Raw genomic sequence first — 19,912 nt, forward strand, 5'->3', positions numbered from 1 at the left:
TGGTCTTAATTTGGTCTTAAAAGATTATTTAATTTGTCGGCTACCTCCTGTTGTTTATGGGGGTATAAGTGGGAGTATGTGTTAAGCGTAATCTCAATATTTTTATGTCCTAACCGTTCTTGTATTACTAGCGGATTAAAGCCCATTTCGATTAAATGAGAAGCGTGACTATGCCTTAGGTCGTGTATTCTAATTATTTTTACACCTTGTACGGGTGCAACTTTTTTCATCATCTTGGCAAAAGCTTCTCTAGAATGCATAAATATTCTGATGTCTTGGTCAGGTTCGTAAAGTACGTCTATATATTCCTGCAGACGGTCGAGCACAAATTCAGGGACGGCAATTGTACGGTTAGAAGAGACAGTTTTTGGTGGTCCAATTAAGTCTTTACCGGCTACCCTTTGGTAGGTTTTGTTTATATTTATCGTTCTGGCTGTAAAATCGATATCATTTAGTGTTAGTGCCTCAAGTTCGCCTATCCACATGCCCGTGTAAAATAATAAGTTAAATACAGCTTTGTATTGTATGTGAGTTTTATTATCCTCTTTAAAGTAATCAATAAATTTGTTAAACTCTTCCAACGTCCAAAACTCGAGGTTATTCGTCTCTCTTTACCTATTTTTTGACATGCTTATGCGGATTTTTCGGTTAATCCATAATATCTAGTTGCGTAATTAAAAATGGCGCTTAACTCCGTGTTTATACGCCGTAAATAGGTATCGGCTATATTTTTTGATAATATATTTTTTTGCCAGGATCTAATATCTTTTGGGGTGATTTTAGCTATCGATTTATTTTTAAAGTATGGCGTTAGGTAATTTCTGAATATACTCTTTTTAATCTCAAAAGTGGATACCCGCACTTGATGCTGCATATCATCTAAATATTTCCTAGCTGCACTTTCAAAGGTAATATCTGGGTTTCCTTTTAGTTTTGCGAGAAAATCTCTTTCATATTTATCTGCATCTTTTTTTTAGGCAAAACCGCGCTTGTTTTTCTGTTTTCTAAACCCGTTGTGCGTTTCGTAATAAAACCGAGCTGTCCATGTGCCTGTTACTTTATCTTTGTACGCCGGCATTGTAATAACCTCCTATTTTGTGGTAAAATAGGGCATGTAAAAGAGCCCTATTTAAGGGTAATTTTAGCGTATCTCACACTTTCAGTTTGGCGACAGGAGTGTGGGATGTTTTTTTATTTATTAATCATTAAATTATATTTTTCGTTAAAATCATTTGCTTTTATTATGTACTCATCTCGCCATTTTGCGTGATGAAGTGCCAATGATTTATCATTTTGTTTGTTGGCTATATCAATTGCTAATTGCTCAAATTGTGCCGAATCTTTATAAAAATCACGATTCGCTGCATAATACATTTGATAAAATCTATCTTTATCCCAATGTTCAAAATCAATATCTAAACAAGACGGGTAATTTTTAATCGAATGTATTTCCCACAATTCTTTAAATTTTTCGTATAACCTTTTTCCTTCATCTGTCAATTTAACCTTTCCATTTACGTTTTCTAATAACTCTTCTTTGTAAAATCTTCTAGTTAGTTTTTCAGCATTCAAATTGTAGTTGCGGAAAAAATATTGAGGTATAGTAGTATCTATTTTTCTTCCGCTCTTTGTATTACCCCACCAAACTAATAATAATAATTCTCTTAATGAATATTTTTCGTTCGTTTCGTAATCGTCAGTGTACTTAGGGAAGTCCATCGGTCTACCAATATATTGAGCAAAGCGTGGTCGCCTTTCCATTAAACTTAGATATTCATTACTATACGAAGAGATGATTGAAGCATTTGCGAACATTGGTTCTGCTTCACCATATTCGCTGTTCTCGTTATTAATATGACTAACTTTCATTGTATCCACAGTGGATTGTAGATCTATAGTATTGGAATTTTTTCGTTTCTCTTTAATTCCAAAATAATAAATCAATCCGGCTGTTAATAGCATAACAAATGTCATTTCGTTATCGTTGTTTCCGTAATATGATAAAGCCAAAATCAATATAAAAATAATTAACACCACATATAATGTATTTATAGCACCGCCATTACTCTTTTTAACTTTTCTTTTGGTCGGAGGAGACTTGGTGATTGCGGTGGTTACTTTTTCTTGTTTTGGTCTTTTGGAGGAATTGGTTTTTAAAGGTTTCAAAATATCGACGGTTGTTTTATTATACACCTTATTATAGACAGCCTTTTTAGGATTATTAATCAATCCCATACCTTTTTTACCGTATAAAGGATTAACCGCCTTTTTAGCTGTTCGCTTCAATCTACCAGTTGTGCGTGCTTTAACACTTCGTTTTATGCTCGGTTTTCTTACTCCAAATTTCATTATTTCACCTCATTTTATAAATCATTCAACACTTTAACCGCCTTACCGATAATTCTAGCTGGGTTATCTTCGCTTACTAAATAAGGTTCGTAAGCACCATTAATTGCTTCTAATAAAATTGTACCTCCCATTTTACGCACTCGTTTCAACGTGGAATCTTCATCACCATTTAATAGTACTGCAGCAATCTCTCCGTTTTCAACATCTTCTTGTTTTCTAATCATAACATAAGAACTGTCTTTAATATCGGGTTCCATTGAATCGCCATTAGCTCTTAAGAAGAATACTTCTCCGCTCGGAAGTAATTCAACCGGAAATGCCACTGTATCAATAACATTTTGTTCAGCAAATATCGGACTGCCGCAAGCAATAGTTCCAATGACTGGGATTAGTTTGGTTGATTTTATCTTTACCAAATTAGTAGGCATAGGGAAGAAATCATTAATACTAACTTCTAAAGCATCTGCCAGTTTAAATAAAATATCTTGATCCGGTTCGTTTGTACCATTCTCATAACTAGAGATAGTATTATGTGCGACACCTACCATTTCGCCTAATGATTTTTGGGTTAAATTCTTTTCTTTTCGGTAAGCTTTCAATTTAGCACCGAAATAACTTGATACATCTTTCATTAATAACACCTCTTGCTTAATACTATTATATAGGAAACAACTTCATACAACAAGAAGAAAACACCTTATTTACGGTTTAAATATCGTTTTTATAGAGGAAAAATTCATAAATTAAGAAGGTGATTGTTGGTATTATCCAAAACTTCATGTATTACGAAATTATTGAAAGAGAGGTGACACAATAATGCAGGATAAATTAATCGCTATTCGTCATGGTTCAATGTTAACTCAAAGCGATATGACTAAGATTATAAACGTTGATTTAAGAACATACCAAGCAAAAGAACGTGGAGAAAGTCAATTCAAATAGAATGAAATGTTCGCTATTTCAGAATTATATAAAAGTTAACAATTTTCTCTATCAATGATGGGCCTTAACTAGCTTAAATCGCTGGTTACCAAATTGATAGAGTTTTATATTTTTGGAAATCTTTGATTAGATTGTAAATAAGGTCAAATTTTAAATGTTTCATTTGTAATATAACCTGGATGTTTTATAATAGACTTATGAGAGAGAATGGGAGGGATTACAATGAATGGAGGACTGAAGCTTTTAAGGAAAGTAAAAGGCGTATGGGTTGCTGTGGCCATAATGTCTGGGTTTATGGGAGCAGGGCAAATTGTATCAGCCGAAGAAACTGTATCAGTACCAACCGCAGTATTAGAAGAAAACAATATTGATGAAGAACTACCAACATTGGTTGAAAGCGAAGATATTGTTGAATCAGTGACAGACATGACCAAAGCACTAGCAGAGGACATGACCGAAGCACCGGCAGAAGACACGACTGAAGCACCAGTTGAAGACACGACTGAAGCGGTAGCAGAAGACACGACTGAAGCACCAGCAGAGGACACGACCGAAGCGGTAGCAGAGGACATGACCGAAGCACCGGCAGAAGACATGACCGAAGTACCGGCAGAAAACACGACTGGAGCACCAGTTGAAGTCTCAACTGAACCAGTAGAAGAGGAAACACCTGAAGCACCAACAGAAGACACGACCGAGTCATCAGCAGAAGACACAACCGAAGAAACAAGAGAAAAAACTATTGAAGAGCAGATTGCTGACTTAGATGAAAAAATCAAAGAAAAAGAAGCGGAATGTCAGACCTGTGAAATTCAAATGGTTGAATTGAAAGATGAGATTATAATAAAGGAACGTGAAATCGCAGAACTTGAAGCTGCCATTAAACAAGTTGAAGAACAACAAATAATCGATGAAGCACATCTGACTGAATTAAAGGAACGTTTAGCCAATGTTGAACAAATTCGTGCTGAACTAGTTGCGAAGCAATCAGAATTGACTACTGAAATGGCAAAGACAGCATCCGATTTAGATGCGAAAAAAGAAGAACGGGCTTTATCGGAAGAACAAAGAAAACAAGCTGGAGCAGATAAAGAAAAAACCGCAGAAGCATTAGCGACCGCTGATAAGGCATTAACTGACAAAGAAGCTGCTTTAGAACGTTTAACTAGTGAAGGTGTCGCAGCTGAAATTAAAGCCTTAGAAACTGAAAAAGCAAAATTAGGACAAGAGATTGAAACCCTAACCCAACAAATTGCAGACTTACGAGCACAAAGTGCAAAAAATGCTGATACAGCCGCGATTGATGAGCGTACTAAGGAGCTAACGGTAGCGTTGGATGAATGGAAACGTGTCGCCGATGCACTACATGCACAAAAGAATCAACTATTAGCACAAAAATCAGATTTGGATGATAAAATTAATCAATACCGGGAATTATTAGGCACTCCACCAATAGTAGGCGAAAATAGTATTTTAATACCCGCTGAATTTACGATGGAAAATATTTACAAATTATATACTGGTGAAATGTCTGGAGCTGAATTTGATGCGATGACCAAACCTTATTCACAATTAGAAGGTTCAAAAAATCAATTTGTGATGAATCCAGACGATAAAGAACGTATCGTTCCAGATATTAATGATGTTAGCGATCAATTAATTCAAGAATTAACGTTCTATTCATTGGATCTCATTAATCAAATTCGTCAAGTTGTTGGAATTTCTCCTTTAGTAGCTAATTATAGTACCATTAAATTTGCTGATGATATAGCAAAACGTTATGTTAATGATGCCTATACATATGCACAAAGTCGTCTAGACATTCAGAATGGAAAAAGTGCTGCCGGTCATTATGATAAAGCCATTTCTGAAGAGGCTGGTAACAATGGATTAGATGATACTTATGGCAACTTTTATGAGAATCTAGGTTGGGGCTACATGGAATATGAGGGGCAACATACAGAGACCGGTGGTGGCGAATTAACGGAAGATGGCTATGTGAATGTTCCGGTGTCAAATATTAAACGAGCTATTTATTCAAGTGTGTTAAATATGATGTTTGACGATGGTGGCGAACCGAATTATGGTCATTTATATTCATTGATTGGCTTAAGTGAATATATGGCATATAAAGAATTCGAAGCAGTAAATGGCGAGTATAAAGAAACTGAACCTGAATGGTATAACGAACAATTAGCCAATATTGCGAATGATACAAAAGGGCACTTTGGTTTCTCCATGGGAAATGTTAAAGAAGATGACTATTATCAAACACGTCATCACTTTATTACGGTAACCAAACCACAAGTTAGAGATGAAAATCTTTTTGATCTTAATGCTGATTTTACATTAGACTTGGTTAGTCAAGAAAATGAAGAAGTTGAACAGCTTTTAAATGAAACTTTAGCTCAATATGAGAAAGTAAATACAGAGCTTACACAAAATGACAATAAAATGCAAGCCAACAATGCGCATGGAGCACAAATAAAAGCTGAGCGTGATGCTTTAGTTGAACAAAAGGCTCAAAAAGAAGAACTAGCAGCAGCACAATCAGCGCAAGCAGATCAACTAGCAACAACCCAAACGTCAAAAGAAGAACGATTGGTAGAAGTAAATACTTTGTTAGAGTCATTATCAGAAGAAAATGCTAACTTAGTACAAGCGATTGCGGAAGCACAAGAAGCATTAAAAGAGGCAAAAAATAATCAAGCGTTACAAGCGTCTAATTTAACAGTAATCAATGATTTTATTGAGCACTTGAATGCTAAAATTACTGATTTGTCCGCAACAATTAAAGAATTAGAAGCAACATATGCCTTGATTACGACTCAGGTGGCTGATGTGGAAACAGAAATAAAAGCTTTGGATGATTTACCAGCATTAATAGAACAACAACAACAAACTTTACATACTCATGCAGTTAATCTATCAGCATTATCAAAACAATTGAATGACAAAGAAGCTGAACTCACTCCATTAAAAGAGGAATTAACAGCTTTAGAAAACAATTGTGAAGAACTGGTGGATAATTTAGCTGAATTGAAAGAAAAACGTCAACAATTAGTTGCTTCAATAAAATCTAAAGAATCCGACAAAGTGCAAAAGGTAACGCAAACATCTGTTAACAAGAGTGCTGTCTTACCTGAAACTGGTGAAAAAGATCGTAATGTTTTACCGGCAGTTACTATTTTATTAACAACAGGATTAGGTTTTATTACCTTATCTAAACGTAAAGAAGACGCATAATTTAAAAAAACGATTGGCCCGACGGTCAATCGTTTTTTATAGTTAGGGAGTGTATCTCAAACTAGTCTTTAAGACACAGTTTGAAACCACTCCACCACAGCGCTTTTAACGAAAAAACATTTACTAAATTTATCATGTTTATACTCAGTCTTTTATAGTGAGGGATAAATTGCAGTCATTTCTACAATTATTTCTTGTAGGAGAAAAGACGCCTCAGTATTTTTCGGTGAATAACATTTCTACAGATGAATAACAAGCAAAATAATAGTGATAACTATAATAATAAACCACGTACTAACTTAATTTCATCAGCATTCAAGCCCAGTGAAACAAAGTAGTCTGCCACATCAGCATATTGAGCGGTAAATAATTGATCTAAGCCTTCCATAATTTCCGGATAAGAATGATAAATATTTTGTTGATGGCCTTCTTTAATAATGCGTACATCATTTTTAATGTAACCATAACTTACTTGATAATCTGCCACGATTTCTTCAATTGGGACACCTGCCATTTTTAATAACAAATAACTAATGACACCCGTTCGGTCTTTACCCGCACTACAATGAACTACCGCCGGTAAACTATCTGGCTGAATTAACTGTCTAAATAATTTGGCAATTTCATCTTTAGCGTCTTCTAAATATTCCATATAGCGAAATTTCATAAAGTAAGGATCATCGGTTGTTTTGCTCATTTCTAAGGATCGCCCAGCATCGGCACCACCACTTAAATTAATCGTTAAATAGTGGGGGACTAATTTTTTAAACTGATTGGGATGGCGTTCAATCTCTTTTGGCGAACGCAAGTCAAAGATTGTTTGAATCCCCAAATCTTTCATTTTTTCGACATCGGCTGCTTCGTCTGCAAATAACATACTAGAACGATAAATGCGTCCATTCTGTGTTAATTGATCATTAATCGTATTAAAATCTCCTAATTCACGAAAATTGTTAATTCCTTTAAATTTTATTCTTTTTCCCATGTAACTTCACCTCCATAACAGAATACCATATGGAAATTACTTATAAAACTATTTTCATGAATTTTACATTGATGGATGAGCCTTTATCTGCGTTGGATGCTCATCTAAAAGAAAGCATGGTACGAGAAATTAAAAAAATTCACCAAGCGTCGAATGTGACCACATTATATGTTACGCATGATCAAAAGGAAGCAATGGCCTTAGCAGATCGCTTGATAGTGATGAACCAAGGTCAAATCGAACAGTTTGATACGCCTTATAATTTATATCATCATCCTAAGACCGAGTTCGTAGCACGTTTTGTAGGTAAAGCTCAAATAAATAAAGGCATCTAGAAAGGGGATGAATTTTTCCCTAATCAAGCCGTTAATGGTGATAGTTGGAGCGCTCCATATATTGATGCGCATTTTAAACAACTTATTACATTACCAATCTTACCCGAGCAATTTGAATTACGTGACTATCACGTTCAAGGAAAAGGCATTGTCGGCAAGTTACTTGATCAACAGTTTTTAGGACGTGAGACTCAATATGGTATTCAATTAGAAGATGGTCAAGAATTAGTTATTTCCAGCAATCAGCCACAAGCTTTCCATAAAAATCAATCCGTTTTATTAAATTTTAAAGGAGGACAGGCGTCATGAAGCTCCATTTACATGCCAATCATTCCTTTCAAATTTTACAAATAACAGATTTACATTTAAAAGATTATCCTTGGAGTCCTGCTGATGAGCAGACCTTTATTCATATTAAAGAGACTGTGGAACGCTATCGAGCTGATTTAGTTATTTTTACCGGTGATATGATTTGGGCGACTTTAACTAATAATCCATTAGTGAGCTACCAACAATTTATCACATTTTGTCATGAGTTAGCTGTTCCCATTGCGATTACTTATGGTAACCATGATACAAATCATCCTGTAATGAAGTCGCGCGTTTGAAAGAGGAAGTCGTAACGGTCTTAAGTAAAGTTAGAACCAATCTTTAATCACAATCAAATAATAGTAAATAAACTCGTATCATTAGGTAAAGCCTTTGATACGAGTTTTTTCGTGGAGATATTTATTCTGAAGTTACCTTGATATCGAATGAATGTGAATCAATAAATTATCATTTTAAAGTAAATAAGGAAAAGAGTAGCATCAAAAAAAGCTGAGCCAACGAGCTCCCCCAAAGGTTAGATTTTTGTCTAACTTTTGGGGGTCATTGCATACGTTAAATGTTACTCAGCTTTTTTTATGATTTAATTATTCATCATCGTTCATATCATCGACGTCATTATCGCCATGATCATTTGCTTCATCGACGATAACTAAGCGGGTGCGTTTACGGTTATTTGTACGAACACTGTAAACAATCGTACGGATTGCGCGTGCGACACGTCCTTTTTTACCAATGACACGCCCGATATCTTCTGGGTTTAAAAATAAGTGATATTCGTAGAATTCATCTGTATCTACTTCTTCAATTGTTAATTCTTCAGGAAATTCGATTAAAGGTTCAACAATTGTACGAATTAATTGATTAATATTTGCCATCTAAATTCTTCCTTTAAAGTTTCATTTCTTATTGAAACTACAATAAGATTTCTGTTTTATAATAGCATAGAAACCCTTTTCGGTCAAACTAAGATAGTCGACGAAATAGTGACCAAATATGATGTTTTAGAATAAAAACCATAATAAAGACAATAAAACTAACGACCGCTACCATCCCAGACATGGAAACATTAAGGTGGATGGCTAACTGATAACCAATGGCGCTATTAATACAAGCAATCATTGCTCCAAAAATCAGTAATTGTGGAAAACTTTTGGCATATAGTTGAGCGCTCAGTGCAGGTGCAACCATTAAAGCAATGACTAAAATGGCACCGACACTTTGAAAGGCAATCACACAGTGTAAGGCCACTAAAGTCATTAATAAAAAATTGATTAAGGAGACTTTAATATTGGTTGTTTTAGCAAAAGTACTATCAAATAAAATCAGCTTTAAAGGGTGGTAAAAAAAGAATAGAAACAATAGGATGATGCCCAGTAAAATCGTATTTTGAATCAAAGCAACAGGGAAACTATGTCCTAATAATTCGACTCGATTTAAAGGGGCAAAGATAATTTCTCCTAGTAAAACGGCATCGATATCCAGGTGAACATTGTCAAAGCATTTAGAAATTAAGATTACCGCTAAAGCAAAGAAGAAAGTATAGACAATCCCAATAGCGGCATCGATTTGAACATTGGTTCGATAGGTTAACCACTCAATCGCGTAAACTGTTAATACACCAAATAAGGTTGCTCCGATAATCAGTAGTGGTGAGTCCAAATTTTGGACTATAAAATAGGCTAAAACAATCCCTAATAAAATAGTATGAGAGATAGCATCGGCTACCATGACGGTTTGCTTTTGAACCAATATATTACCTAAAAGGCTACTGGATATTCCGACTAATAATAAAATCCATAGTGATTCAATCACTTTGCTTCACCTCGCTTAAATAAGGGACTTTTTGGACCGATGATGAGGGAGAGAATGGTCATAATAAATAAACAGAGAACGACGGTCGGACCAGTGGCTAATTTTTCAATAGTGGTACTAAGGTAAGTCCCGCCAATCGCAGCGATAATAGAGACAATACTGCCGATAATCAATACCTTTTCATATTGATTGCTCCATTGTAAGGCAATAATAGTAGGGGCGATTAATAAACTGCTTATCAGTAAAGCACCTACCGCTTTTAGTCCAACAGCAATAATCACAATCGCTAGCAATAAATTGAGAAATTTAAAAAATGGGACATTAATGCCAATGCTAGTGGCAAAGTCTTTATCGAATAATACAATTTTTATTTTAGGATAATTAATCAAAAAGACAAAGATTGTAAAGATAGCTACAATCCCGATAGTAATCACATCATCTCTCATTAAATAGGCTGCTTGACCCATAATATAATTATTAAGACCAGCTTGTGCTGTTTTAGCAAAGTTTGGATTACCTTGAATATAACTCATTAAGACCATCCCTAATCCAAAAAAGGATGAAAGAACCAGTGCGAGAATACTTTCAAAATGAAAAGCTTTTTCGCGACTTAGCCAGTGAATAATCATGATTGACAATAAACTGGCAGCGACTGCTCCCATTAATAAAATAATGGGATTACGTTGTTGGAAAATCATATAGGCAATGATGACACCTGGATAAGAAGAGTGACCGATTGCATCACCTAATTGACTTTGTTTTTCTAAGACCAGGGTGCTCCCAACAATTGAGCTAGCAACGGCTAGTAGACTCAGCCCGATGGCGACCACTAGATATAGGTAATGATTATTCCATAAGATGCTCATGTTTATTCGCCTCCAGTTGTGAGTGTTTGATGCCATAGTAGGTTAAATCCAGATTATCTTTGGTTAGCACTTCGTCAATGGGCCCTGCTGTGATTAGTTGTTGATTAATCATGACAACATAGTCGAAATAGTCTTTTAATGTTTCTAATTGATGGTGCACGGTAATACTTGATTTATTTTGTTTTTGGAAATCATTTAATTGTTGCATAATCAGTTGTTCACTGGTGCGATCAATACCTGCTAGTGGTTCATCAAGAAAATAGGCTTGTGCATCTTGAGCAATGGCCCGTGCTAAAAAGACTCTTTGTTTTTGTCCACCAGAAAGTTGGTTAATTTGGCGATCTTTTAAATCGGTTAATTTCATGATGGCTAACGCTTGTTCCACTTTGTCTTTCTTTTCTTTGGATATTGGTGAAAAGATGAAGCGATTGCTACTGACACCCATTTTGACCACATCTTCGACCGTTGTTGGAAAGTACCAATTCACATTGGATCGTTGTGGAACATAAGCAATTTGTTGACGACTTTGTTTAATCGTTTGGTTTAGTACGCTCACTTGGCCGTCATAAGGAATCAGACCAAGACAGGCTTTGATGAAAGTAGATTTACCGGCACCGTTAGGGCCGATAATGGCAATCTTTTTATTTTGTGGTAATTGTATATTGATATTGTTTAAAGCTTTTACTTTATTATATTGAACGGATAAATTGACCGTTTCTATTAGAGGATTCATATAAAGCACTCCTTTCAAGTAGTAAGATAATGATTAATGCAAAAATAAACGAGTTGGGAGCGGGCACTAAGAGAAGTGTATGTTAAACTCTTTTGTCCACTTCCGCACTCGTTAGTTAACTAAAATCTAAAAGTTATTTAGCTAAATGTTGAATAATGACCTTAATATTATGCTGATACATCGCGATATAATTATCACCAGGTTGGCCTGCTGGTGCTAATGAGTCAGAGAATAATGCTTCGTCTTCATTCATTACCACTTCCACTGAACCACCTTTTGCTTTAACAGCTTCTTGTAATTTTTTCATTCTATCCGGATTAGTGGTAGACTCTACAAAGATTGCCGGTACTTTATTATCGATAATAAAGTCAACGGTTTCTGAAATTTGTTGATTTGAAACTTCAGAATCGGTACTGACACCTTGTGGGGCATAGACGACAAAATCATTACTTTTGGCAAAGTAGTTAAAAGCATCATGGGGGGTAACTAAGTTACGTTGTTCAACCGGTAATTTTTCTAATTCTGTAGCGACCCATGATTTTAATTGGTCTAACTCATTTAAATATTGTTCGGTGTTGCGTTCGAATGTTTCTTTTAATTCAGGGAATTTTTCTCGTAAAGCATTGCTAGCGGTAATAGTTGCATGTTTATATAAATCAATATCAAACCAAAAATGAGGGTCGATTTCTTTTTGACCATCTTCTTCCATTTCTCCGATTTGATTTTCTTTAAAATCTTTCGTTACTGCCACACCATATTGTTCTAAAACATCCACCATTTTACCTTCAAAATGTAAACCGTGATATAAAACAATGTCAGCTGTTGAAATTTTATTTAAATCTTGTGCTTTCGGTTGATATAAGTGTGGATCACTGCCAGCTGGAATTAAAAGCTCTAGCTCCACTTCATCACCCGCGATATTTTGAACCATATCTGCTAAGAAAGAAGTAGTGACCGTCACTTTTGGTTTTTCATTAGCACTGACAACTGGGCTCCAAAATCCCAACCCTATGACAAACGACAAAATACTAAAAATAATTCTTTTCAATTAAAAGCCTCCTTTTTAGGCATACCTAATTTATTTGCTGGCTATAGTATATAATGTCATAAAAAGTAAATCAATAGGTTTGCCTAAATTTTTTTAGGTTCAGCTAAAAATTTGTCTAATCACTAAGATAATGTTAAAATAAGTTGATGAACTTTAGGAGGGTGTAAGATGTCTCAGAGTAGAGAAGACTATGTGAAATTCATTTATGAAAATGGTGCTTCACAATTGGTATCAAATAAAATGATTGCTAAGGGGCTGCAAGTATCTGCACCTTCCGTTTCGGAAATGATTGTCAAACTAGCAGCTGAAGGGTTGTTAGAGTATCAGCCTTATCAGGGTGCAGAGCTAACGCCAACAGGAATTGAAATGGCTAGAAACTTAATTAGAAAACATGAAATTTGGGAGTATTTCTTAGAAAAAGAATTGGGTTATACCAAAGAAGAGGTTCATGATTTAGCGGAAGTTTTAGAGCATTCAACGCCTAATGAGTTAGCCGATCGTTTAGCCAAATATATTCAATATCCTGAATAGAGGTGATTGAACTGTCACTAGAAGCAATGGTTAGAATGAATATGTTGTTTAGTTACTATCAAAGTTTATTAACTAAAAAACAACAACAAATGTTGGCACTTTATTATGAAGAAGATTATTCATTAGGTGAAATTGCCGAACATTATCAAATTAGTCGCCAAGCGGTCCATGATACAATTAAGCGTAGTGAAAAAGCGTTAGAACAATATGAAGCCAACCTTGGACTATTGAAAAAACGTAACCAACGAGAGATTTTATTGGATGAGTTATTATTGAATCTTGATAAAAAAGAACAAGCAACTAACATTATCCACCAATTAAAAGAATATGATGAATAAGTAAAGAGGAGATTTAAATATGGCATTTGAAGGGTTATCGGAACGCCTCCAATCGGCTATTAGCCAAGTAGGTGCAGGAGGGACAATTACTGAAGCAGACTTAAAACAAATGATGCGTGAGATTCGTCTTGCGTTATTAGAAGCGGATGTTAACTTCCAGGTAGTTAAGACATTCGTCAGAAAAGTAAATGAGCGTGCATTAGGTTCGGATGTATTAGCTTCATTATCACCAGCACAACAAGTATTGAAAATCGTTGATGAAGAATTAACGGCCTTAATGGGTGGTGAAATAGAAGAGTTAAATCTTCAATCAGCTCCGCCAACCATTATTATGATGGCTGGTTTACAAGGGGCTGGTAAAACGACCACGGTTGGTAAATTAGCGAAATATGTAACAGAAAAAGGTAAAAAACGTCCATTATTAGTAGCTGCTGACGTTTATCGTCCGGCAGCGATTGACCAATTAAAAACGATTGGGAATCAATTAGGATTTGATGTTTTCAGTTATGGGACAGAAGCGAATCCCGTAGATATTGCACGTGATGCAGTAGCTCAAGCGCGTATACAAGGTAATGAAGTTGTCATTATCGATACGGCTGGTCGTTTACATGTTAATGAAGAATTGATGAATGAGTTACGCAATATTAAATCTGCGGTACAACCTCATGAAATCTTATTAACGGTTGATGCGATGACTGGACAAGATGCCGTTAACGTCGCTCAATCCTTTAATGAAGCCTTGGATATTACCGGGGTTGTTATTACGAAGTTAGATGGAGATACCCGTGGTGGAGCGGCCTTGTCTATCCGTTCCATTACCAACAAACCAATTAAATTCACCGGTCAAGGAGAGCAACTAGATGCTTTAGAACCTTTCTATCCAGATCGTATGTCTAGCCGTATTTTAGGTATGGGGGACATGATGACCTTGATCGAAAAAGCCCAAAAAGATTTCGATGAAGCGAAAGCTCAAGAAATGGCTGAAAAGATGAAGGATGCTACTTTTGACTTTAATGACTTCCTAGAACAAATGGATCAAGTCAATAAGATGGGACCCATCAAAGACATCTTAAAAATGATCCCAGGTGTGAGTAAAATACCAGGTATAAATGATGTGAATATTGATGAAAAAGATATGGGACGTGTTAAAGCGATTATTTATTCGATGACACCTGAAGAAAGGGCTAATCCTGATATTATTTCTCAAAGTCGTCGTAAACGGATTGCAGCGGGGTGTGGTCAAACCCTAATGGATGTGAACCGCATGATCAAACAATTCAACCAAACACGTGATATGATGAGTCAATTATCAAATGGTAAAATGGGCGGTATGAAGAAAATGATGAACCAAATGCAACAAATGCAAGGCGGTATGCCAGGTATGGGTGGATTACCGGGTATGGGCGGAATGCCACAAATGAGTGACCGCGACTTCATGACTCCAGAACAAATTAAAGCAGCTAATGAAGAGAAAAAATTACGACGTTTATTGAAAAAGAAAAAACGCCGTTAGTTAATGGATGAACCGTCTTAACTAGTAAAAATAACCTTAAGACTGTTTTCAGATAACTCGTTTCGTAAGAGGCGAGTTATTTTTATTTGGTGATACGTGTAATCAAGTAACAATATATCAATAATGTGGAATAGTTAGTCGAATTATATTAGCAAGTCCTGCACTAAAAACCAGCAATGTGTCACTATGGAATAGCTGGCTAATTTAGAGAAGGTAATTTTTCCCATATCAAAAACAAAATACTGTCACGCCATACCACTATTGCTATTTAATAATAGAGAAAGCTTCATCAAGAACAGCCTTTCATAGGTTTATGTCAACAGAGGTTCAATTCTTGAAAAAACCGAGAAAGTTGGCGATTTTAATACAATAGTCGATCGTTTTTTGATATAATTTTATACGGTGTGTGAATTTCGTGACACAGATCCATAAGACAGAATCGGAGGGACAAACGTGTCAACATTACAAGAAAATATTAAAAATTTAAATGATAAACAAAGAGAGGCCGTATTAACAACGACGGGCCCAGTTTTAATCGCTGCCGGAGCCGGTAGTGGGAAAACGAGAGTTTTAACTCATCGAATTGCTTACTTAGTTGAAGAAATCGGGGTTAATCCATGGAATATTTTAGCAATTACCTTTACCAATAAAGCCGCGACAGAAATGCGGGAGCGGGTGCAACAATTAGTTGGTCCAGCTGCCGAACAAATTTGGGTATCTACCTTTCATGCGATGTGTGCGCGTATTTTAAGACGTGAAGCAGAACATATTGGCTATGAACGTAATTTTACGATTATTGATACTGGTGAACAACAAACCTTAATGAAACAAGTACTGAAAGATCTAAATTTAGATAGTGAACGTTTCAATTATAAGGTGTTATTACATGTGATTGATGAAGCCAAAAATGAAGGTCAACTACCTGAAGAATATGCGGAGTTAGCCGATGGCTATATTGAAAGAATTCATGCTGATGTTTACCGTCAGTATCAGTCACGTTTAAAAGCAGCAAATGCGATGGATTTTAATGATTTAATTTTATTAACGGTTAAATTATTGGAATCAAACGAACAAATACGTCATTTTTATCAACAGAAGTTCCAATATATTCATGTCGACGAATACCAAGATACAAACCATAGTCAATATCAATTAGTGCAATTATTAGCGGGTTTACTGCGTAATGTTTGTGTTGTAGGGGATGCTGACCAAAGTATTTATGGTTGGCGTGGAGCGAATATGGAAAATATTTTGAACTTTGAAAAGGATTATCCCGATGCCAAAGTGATTATATTAGAACAAAATTATCGTTCGACCCAAACCATCTTAAAAGCAGCGAATAGCGTTATCGTTAATAATAAAAAACGTAAAGAAAAGCAACTTTGGTCTGACAAAGAAGTCGGTGAGAAAGTGGTCTTCTATCAAGCGGATAGTGATCGTGAAGAAGCCCAGTTTGTGATTCAAAAAATTCATCAACTTAAAAATGATGAAGCTTATAAAAATCGTGATTTTGCTATTTTATATCGTACGCAAGCTCAGTCACGTAGCTTAGAGGACCAGTTGCTTCATGCTAACTTACCGTATAAAATTGTTGGGGGGTTAAAATTCTATTCACGTAAAGAGATACAAGATACTTTAGCTTATTTACGTTTAATCGATAATCCTAATGACAATATTAGTTTTAACCGTATTGTCAATGAACCGAAACGGGGTATTGGTCAAGCAACAATAGAAAAATTAGCCGCATTTGCTGATAGTCAACAAATGTCTTGGTTTAAAGCAATTGATCATTTAGCTCATTCTAATATTAGTAAATCAGCTCAAACGAAATTAACCCATTTTGCGGCGATGATTCGAACTTTACAACAACAAGCTGAATTTTTAAATATGAGTGAATTAGTCGAACAAGTTTGGGAACAAACGGAATATATTGAAAAATTACGGGCACAAAATGACATTGAATCGGCCAATCGTATCGAAAACTTAGAGGAGTTCGCTTCCGTTACCAAGCAGTTTGATGAGGCAGGAACGGTCGAGGAGGTTGAAATCGATCCCGATTTTGCTCTACCAACGACAACGCCTGAGTCAACGGCACAACCTGAATTAATCTTATCCTTAACGGAAGATTCAGCAGAAACGAGTGAGCCTTCTACATTAACACGCTTTTTAACCGATGTTTCTTTAGTTAGTGATACCAATGAGGAAACAGAATTTGAAGATCAAGTGACCTTAATGACCATGCATGCTGCTAAAGGGTTAGAGTTTCCTTTTGTCTTTATTGTCGGAATGGAAGATGGCTTATTCCCGTTATCACGGGCAATGGAAGATGATGATGAATTAGAAGAAGAGCGTCGCTTAGCATATGTGGGGATGACCCGTGCTGAAAAACGCTTGTTCTTAACAGCCACCCGCTCGCGCCTTTTATATGGACGTTATCAAAATAATTTGCCAAGCCGTTTTATTGATGAAATTGATTCTGATTTAATTGACAATCAATCATTCGGTTCCCGTGTCTATACCCGTCCATCAATTAGCGAAGGTGGTGTGATTAACCCTGGTTTAGGCCGTTTCAATCGAGCGCGTTCAATAGGAGGAGCAAGTCACAGTGGAACAGCGGCTTTAAGAAGTGCTAACAAAGCAGCGCTTTCCAATAAACGTCCCCTTTCTGCAGCCAAAACGAGTTCAAGTACGAATGAAGACCCGGTAACTTGGAAGGCTGGTGACAAGGTCCAACATAAAGCATGGGGCGTTGGAACGGTCGTACAAGTTGTCGAGGATAAAGGTGATACTAAATTAACCATTGCCTTTCAAACTCAAGGTATTAAAGAATTATTAGCGGCTTATGCCCCCATTACCAAAGTAGAAGAATAGGATGAAAAATATGCAACCAAATTCAATTGAACGTTTAGAGCAGTTGATTGAGCTACTAAATGATTATGCCTATCATTATTATGTGTTAGATAAACCGATAGCTTCAGACCATGATTATGATGAGCTGTATCGTGAGTTAGTTGATATCGAAACCCTCCATCCCGAGTGGATTCGTCCTGAATCGCCTACTCAACGGGTGGGAGGACAATTGTTAGAAGGTTTTAAAAAAGTGAGTCATGCTCAATCAATGTATAGTTTAGGCAATGCTTTTAATGAAAATGAAGTGGCAGCCTTTATTGAACGAGTAACAAATGCCGCCAGCGGTCCGGTGAGTTTTATGTGTGAATGTAAAATCGATGGTCTCGCAATTGCTTTAACCTATGAAGCAGGTAAATTAGTCAGAGGGGCTACGCGTGGCGATGGGACGATTGGCGAAGATATTACGCACAATATCCGCACCATCAATTCGATCCCTTTACAACTACGTCGTCCCATTTCAACGGAAGTTCGTGGTGAAGCGTATATGCCTAAAGCGGTCTTTGCGGCTTTAAATGCCGCGCGCGATGAAAAAGGGGAAGTACCATTGGCTAATCCGCGTAATGCGGCTGCCGGAGCCCTAAGACAAATTGACCCTAAAATGGCTAAGCAAAGACAATTAAATGCTTTTATTTATGATTCGATATTAACGGAAAGTTTTAATCCTATGTCACAAGAAGAGTTATTTAATCAATTTAGTGAGGTGGGGTTAAGAACGAATCCTTTACGTCGCTTATGTCAAACCAAAGATGAAGTAATGGACTTTATTCATGAAGTAGGCGCTAAACGACATGATTTACCTTATGATATTGATGGCGTGGTCATCAAGGTTAATGACTTCCAATTAAGAGAAGCATTAGGTTTTACCGTTAAGGCACCACGTTGGGCAATTGCTTATAAGTTTCCGGCGGAAGTAGCGACTACGGTCGTTAGGGACGTCGAATGGACCTTAGGGCGAACAGGGGTAGTCACGCCTACGGCAGTGATGGATCCGGTTAATTTAGCGGGTTCAGTCGTCCAACGAGCCACCTTACATAATATCGATATTATTGCTGATTTAGATGTCCGTATAGCAGATACGGTACATCTGCATAAGGCGGGTGACATTATCCCAGAAATTTTAGAAGTATTAATGGACCAACGTCCAGCCAATTCACAACCTTTAACCATTCCGAATCAATGTCCTGCTTGTCAAAGTGAGTTAATTAGAATTAATGATGAAGTGGCATTACGTTGTCAAAATCCTTTATGTCCGGCCCAACAATTAGCCCAATTAAGTCATTTTGTGTCAAGAAATGCGATGAATATTGTCGGTTTAGGTGAAAAAGTTATTGAACAACTATTGAATAAAGAATTAGTAAAGGATGCGGCAGATTTATATTATTTAACTTTTGAAGAATTATTAACACTTGACAAAATTAAAGATCGTTCAGCTAATAAAATCTTACAAGCAATTGAAGAGAGTAAACAACAATCACTTGAACGCTTATTATTTGGTTTGGGAATTCGCCATGTTGGTGCTAAAGCAGCCCAATTAGTGGCCCAAAAATTTGGTACCATGGAACGAATCATGACCGCAACATTAGAAGATTTTAGCAGTATTGAAGGATTAGGAATCATGATTAGTCAATCTTTAGTGAACTTTTTTGCTGAAGAGGGTTCGCATCAATTAATTCAAAGATTACAAGATGCGGGAGTGCAAATGTCGTATCAAGGTGTTACAATAGAGGATATAGCAAATTTATCGACGGAATGGACCGGCAAAACGGTGGTCATTACCGGTAGTTTTGCTGATTACGACCGCAAAGAATTACAAGCGAAATTAGAATCATTAGGCGCTAAAGTAACGAGTAGTGTTTCAAAGAAAACCGATATTGTCGTTGCTGGTGAAGCGGCCGGAAGTAAATTAACGAAAGCCCAGGATTTAGGCATCACGATCTATAATGAGGCTCAGTTATTGGAACGAATATAAAGGAT

General features: G+C 36.4%; 21 protein-coding genes. 10 read left to right on the forward strand and 11 right to left on the reverse strand.

Annotated elements, in window-relative coordinates:
* Positions 1 to 5: 5 nt before the first annotated feature.
* The 5 genes from LB888_RS09230 to LB888_RS09240 form a co-directional block, all read right to left on the reverse strand.
* Positions 6 to 581, reverse strand: a complete 576-nt coding sequence (locus tag LB888_RS09230; RefSeq protein WP_318752715.1) for a site-specific integrase — start codon at positions 579 to 581, stop codon at positions 6 to 8.
* Between the two features lie 50 nt (positions 582 to 631).
* A complete protein-coding gene (locus tag LB888_RS12220; RefSeq protein ID WP_412928331.1) occupies positions 632 to 913 on the reverse strand; it encodes a phage integrase central domain-containing protein in 282 nt (93 codons plus the stop codon).
* A gap of 60 nt (positions 914 to 973) precedes the next feature.
* Entirely contained in the window at positions 974 to 1,078 is a 105-nt protein-coding gene (locus tag LB888_RS12225) for an Arm DNA-binding domain-containing protein (RefSeq protein WP_412927943.1), read from the reverse strand.
* A gap of 113 nt (positions 1,079 to 1,191) precedes the next feature.
* Entirely contained in the window at positions 1,192 to 2,349 is a 1,158-nt protein-coding gene (locus LB888_RS09235) for a hypothetical protein (protein WP_318752716.1), read from the reverse strand.
* 14 nt (positions 2,350 to 2,363) lie between these two features.
* Complete coding sequence (locus LB888_RS09240; RefSeq protein WP_318752717.1) at positions 2,364 to 2,981, reverse strand: LexA family transcriptional regulator; 618 nt, start codon at positions 2,979 to 2,981, stop codon at positions 2,364 to 2,366.
* Positions 2,982 to 3,165: 184 nt separating this feature from the next.
* Between LB888_RS09240 and LB888_RS09245 the strand changes: the two genes are divergently transcribed.
* Both LB888_RS09245 and LB888_RS09250 read left to right on the forward strand, forming a co-directional pair.
* Positions 3,166 to 3,291 carry a hypothetical protein gene (locus LB888_RS09245; RefSeq protein WP_318752718.1) on the forward strand — a complete coding sequence of 42 codons (126 nt, stop codon included), beginning with the start codon at positions 3,166 to 3,168 and terminating at the stop codon, positions 3,289 to 3,291.
* Positions 3,292 to 3,513: 222 nt separating this feature from the next.
* Positions 3,514 to 6,537, forward strand: a complete 3,024-nt coding sequence (locus LB888_RS09250; protein ID WP_318752719.1) for an SEC10/PgrA surface exclusion domain-containing protein — start codon at positions 3,514 to 3,516, stop codon at positions 6,535 to 6,537.
* 274 nt (positions 6,538 to 6,811) lie between these two features.
* On the opposite strand, the gene LB888_RS09255 is transcribed toward LB888_RS09250, so the two are convergent.
* Complete coding sequence (locus LB888_RS09255) at positions 6,812 to 7,522, reverse strand: tyrosine-protein phosphatase (RefSeq protein ID WP_318752720.1); 711 nt, start codon at positions 7,520 to 7,522, stop codon at positions 6,812 to 6,814.
* 29 nt (positions 7,523 to 7,551) lie between these two features.
* Between LB888_RS09255 and LB888_RS09260 the strand changes: the two genes are divergently transcribed.
* The 3 genes from LB888_RS09260 to LB888_RS09265 all read left to right on the forward strand — a co-directional run bounded on the left by LB888_RS09260 (position 7,552) and on the right by LB888_RS09265 (position 8,465).
* A complete protein-coding gene (locus tag LB888_RS09260; protein WP_318752721.1) occupies positions 7,552 to 7,857 on the forward strand; it encodes a hypothetical protein in 306 nt (101 codons plus the stop codon).
* Between the two features lie 96 nt (positions 7,858 to 7,953).
* A complete protein-coding gene (locus tag LB888_RS12230; RefSeq protein ID WP_412928332.1) occupies positions 7,954 to 8,166 on the forward strand; it encodes a TOBE domain-containing protein in 213 nt (70 codons plus the stop codon).
* Positions 8,163 to 8,465 carry a metallophosphoesterase gene (locus tag LB888_RS09265; protein ID WP_318752722.1) on the forward strand — a complete coding sequence of 101 codons (303 nt, stop codon included), beginning with the start codon at positions 8,163 to 8,165 and terminating at the stop codon, positions 8,463 to 8,465. Before LB888_RS12230 ends, LB888_RS09265 begins: the two co-directional genes overlap by 4 nt.
* A 306-nt stretch (positions 8,466 to 8,771) precedes the next feature.
* Here the strand turns inward: LB888_RS09265 and LB888_RS09270 are convergent, their stop codons facing one another.
* The 5 genes from LB888_RS09270 to LB888_RS09290 form a co-directional block, all read right to left on the reverse strand.
* Positions 8,772 to 9,062, reverse strand: a complete 291-nt coding sequence (locus LB888_RS09270; RefSeq protein WP_318752723.1) for a KH domain-containing protein — start codon at positions 9,060 to 9,062, stop codon at positions 8,772 to 8,774.
* An 88-nt stretch (positions 9,063 to 9,150) separates the two neighbouring features.
* Positions 9,151 to 9,999 carry a metal ABC transporter permease gene (locus LB888_RS09275; protein WP_318752724.1) on the reverse strand — a complete coding sequence of 283 codons (849 nt, stop codon included), beginning with the start codon at positions 9,997 to 9,999 and terminating at the stop codon, positions 9,151 to 9,153.
* A complete protein-coding gene (locus LB888_RS09280) occupies positions 9,996 to 10,865 on the reverse strand; it encodes a metal ABC transporter permease (protein WP_318752725.1) in 870 nt (289 codons plus the stop codon). The genes LB888_RS09275 and LB888_RS09280 overlap by 4 nt, the downstream gene beginning before the upstream one ends.
* Complete coding sequence (locus LB888_RS09285; RefSeq protein ID WP_318752726.1) at positions 10,846 to 11,598, reverse strand: metal ABC transporter ATP-binding protein; 753 nt, start codon at positions 11,596 to 11,598, stop codon at positions 10,846 to 10,848. The genes LB888_RS09280 and LB888_RS09285 overlap by 20 nt, the downstream gene beginning before the upstream one ends.
* Positions 11,599 to 11,731: 133 nt before the next feature.
* Positions 11,732 to 12,646, reverse strand: coding sequence for a metal ABC transporter solute-binding protein, Zn/Mn family (locus LB888_RS09290; protein ID WP_318752727.1), 915 nt, complete (start codon positions 12,644 to 12,646; stop codon positions 11,732 to 11,734).
* A gap of 168 nt (positions 12,647 to 12,814) precedes the next feature.
* Here LB888_RS09290 and LB888_RS09295 point away from each other — a divergent pair, with 168 nt between their 5' ends.
* From LB888_RS09295 to ligA, 5 genes are all read left to right on the forward strand, one after another.
* The gene (locus tag LB888_RS09295) at positions 12,815 to 13,177 is read left to right on the forward strand and encodes a metal-dependent transcriptional regulator (RefSeq protein ID WP_318752728.1); all 363 of its coding nucleotides are present in this window, start codon (positions 12,815 to 12,817) and stop codon (positions 13,175 to 13,177) included.
* A 35-nt stretch (positions 13,178 to 13,212) separates the two neighbouring features.
* Positions 13,213 to 13,515 carry a YlxM family DNA-binding protein gene (ylxM, locus tag LB888_RS09300; RefSeq protein WP_376713562.1) on the forward strand — a complete coding sequence of 101 codons (303 nt, stop codon included), beginning with the start codon at positions 13,213 to 13,215 and terminating at the stop codon, positions 13,513 to 13,515.
* A gap of 19 nt (positions 13,516 to 13,534) precedes the next feature.
* A complete protein-coding gene (ffh, locus tag LB888_RS09305; RefSeq protein ID WP_318752729.1) occupies positions 13,535 to 15,028 on the forward strand; it encodes a signal recognition particle protein in 1,494 nt (497 codons plus the stop codon).
* Between the two features lie 453 nt (positions 15,029 to 15,481).
* Positions 15,482 to 17,899 carry a UvrD-helicase domain-containing protein gene (locus tag LB888_RS09310; protein ID WP_318752730.1) on the forward strand — a complete coding sequence of 806 codons (2,418 nt, stop codon included), beginning with the start codon at positions 15,482 to 15,484 and terminating at the stop codon, positions 17,897 to 17,899.
* A gap of 1 nt (position 17,900) precedes the next feature.
* Positions 17,901 to 19,907, forward strand: coding sequence for an NAD-dependent DNA ligase LigA (gene ligA, locus LB888_RS09315; RefSeq protein ID WP_318752731.1), 2,007 nt, complete (start codon positions 17,901 to 17,903; stop codon positions 19,905 to 19,907).
* The last annotated feature ends 5 nt before the right edge of the window (positions 19,908 to 19,912 follow it).

It is taken from the genome of Globicatella sp. PHS-GS-PNBC-21-1553 (genome assembly GCF_033564055.1).
GTDB lineage: Bacteria > Bacillota > Bacilli > Lactobacillales > Aerococcaceae > Globicatella > Globicatella sulfidifaciens.

Bases quoted from the DNA above. Each gene is read 5' to 3' on its own strand.
- LB888_RS12225 (WP_412927943.1), bottom strand. From the start codon at position 1,078: ATGCCGGCGTACAAAGATAAAGTAACAGGCACATGGACAGCTCGGTTT.
- LB888_RS09235 (WP_318752716.1), bottom strand. From the start codon at position 2,349: ATGAAATTTGGAGTAAGAAAACCGAGCATAAAACGAAGTGTTAAAGCA.
- LB888_RS09240 (WP_318752717.1), bottom strand. From the start codon at position 2,981: ATGAAAGATGTATCAAGTTATTTCGGTGCTAAATTGAAAGCTTACCGA.
- LB888_RS09245 (WP_318752718.1), top strand. From the start codon at position 3,166: ATGCAGGATAAATTAATCGCTATTCGTCATGGTTCAATGTTAACTCAA.
- LB888_RS09250 (WP_318752719.1), top strand. From the start codon at position 3,514: ATGAATGGAGGACTGAAGCTTTTAAGGAAAGTAAAAGGCGTATGGGTT.
- LB888_RS09255 (WP_318752720.1), bottom strand. From the start codon at position 7,522: ATGGGAAAAAGAATAAAATTTAAAGGAATTAACAATTTTCGTGAATTA.
- LB888_RS09260 (WP_318752721.1), top strand. From the start codon at position 7,552: ATGGAAATTACTTATAAAACTATTTTCATGAATTTTACATTGATGGAT.
- LB888_RS09265 (WP_318752722.1), top strand. From the start codon at position 8,163: ATGAAGCTCCATTTACATGCCAATCATTCCTTTCAAATTTTACAAATA.
- LB888_RS09270 (WP_318752723.1), bottom strand. From the start codon at position 9,062: ATGGCAAATATTAATCAATTAATTCGTACAATTGTTGAACCTTTAATC.
- LB888_RS09280 (WP_318752725.1), bottom strand. From the start codon at position 10,865: ATGAGCATCTTATGGAATAATCATTACCTATATCTAGTGGTCGCCATC.
- LB888_RS09285 (WP_318752726.1), bottom strand. From the start codon at position 11,598: ATGAATCCTCTAATAGAAACGGTCAATTTATCCGTTCAATATAATAAA.
- LB888_RS09295 (WP_318752728.1), top strand. From the start codon at position 12,815: ATGTCTCAGAGTAGAGAAGACTATGTGAAATTCATTTATGAAAATGGT.
- ylxM (WP_376713562.1), top strand. From the start codon at position 13,213: ATGAATATGTTGTTTAGTTACTATCAAAGTTTATTAACTAAAAAACAA.
- ffh (WP_318752729.1), top strand. From the start codon at position 13,535: ATGGCATTTGAAGGGTTATCGGAACGCCTCCAATCGGCTATTAGCCAA.
- ligA (WP_318752731.1), top strand. From the start codon at position 17,901: ATGAAAAATATGCAACCAAATTCAATTGAACGTTTAGAGCAGTTGATT.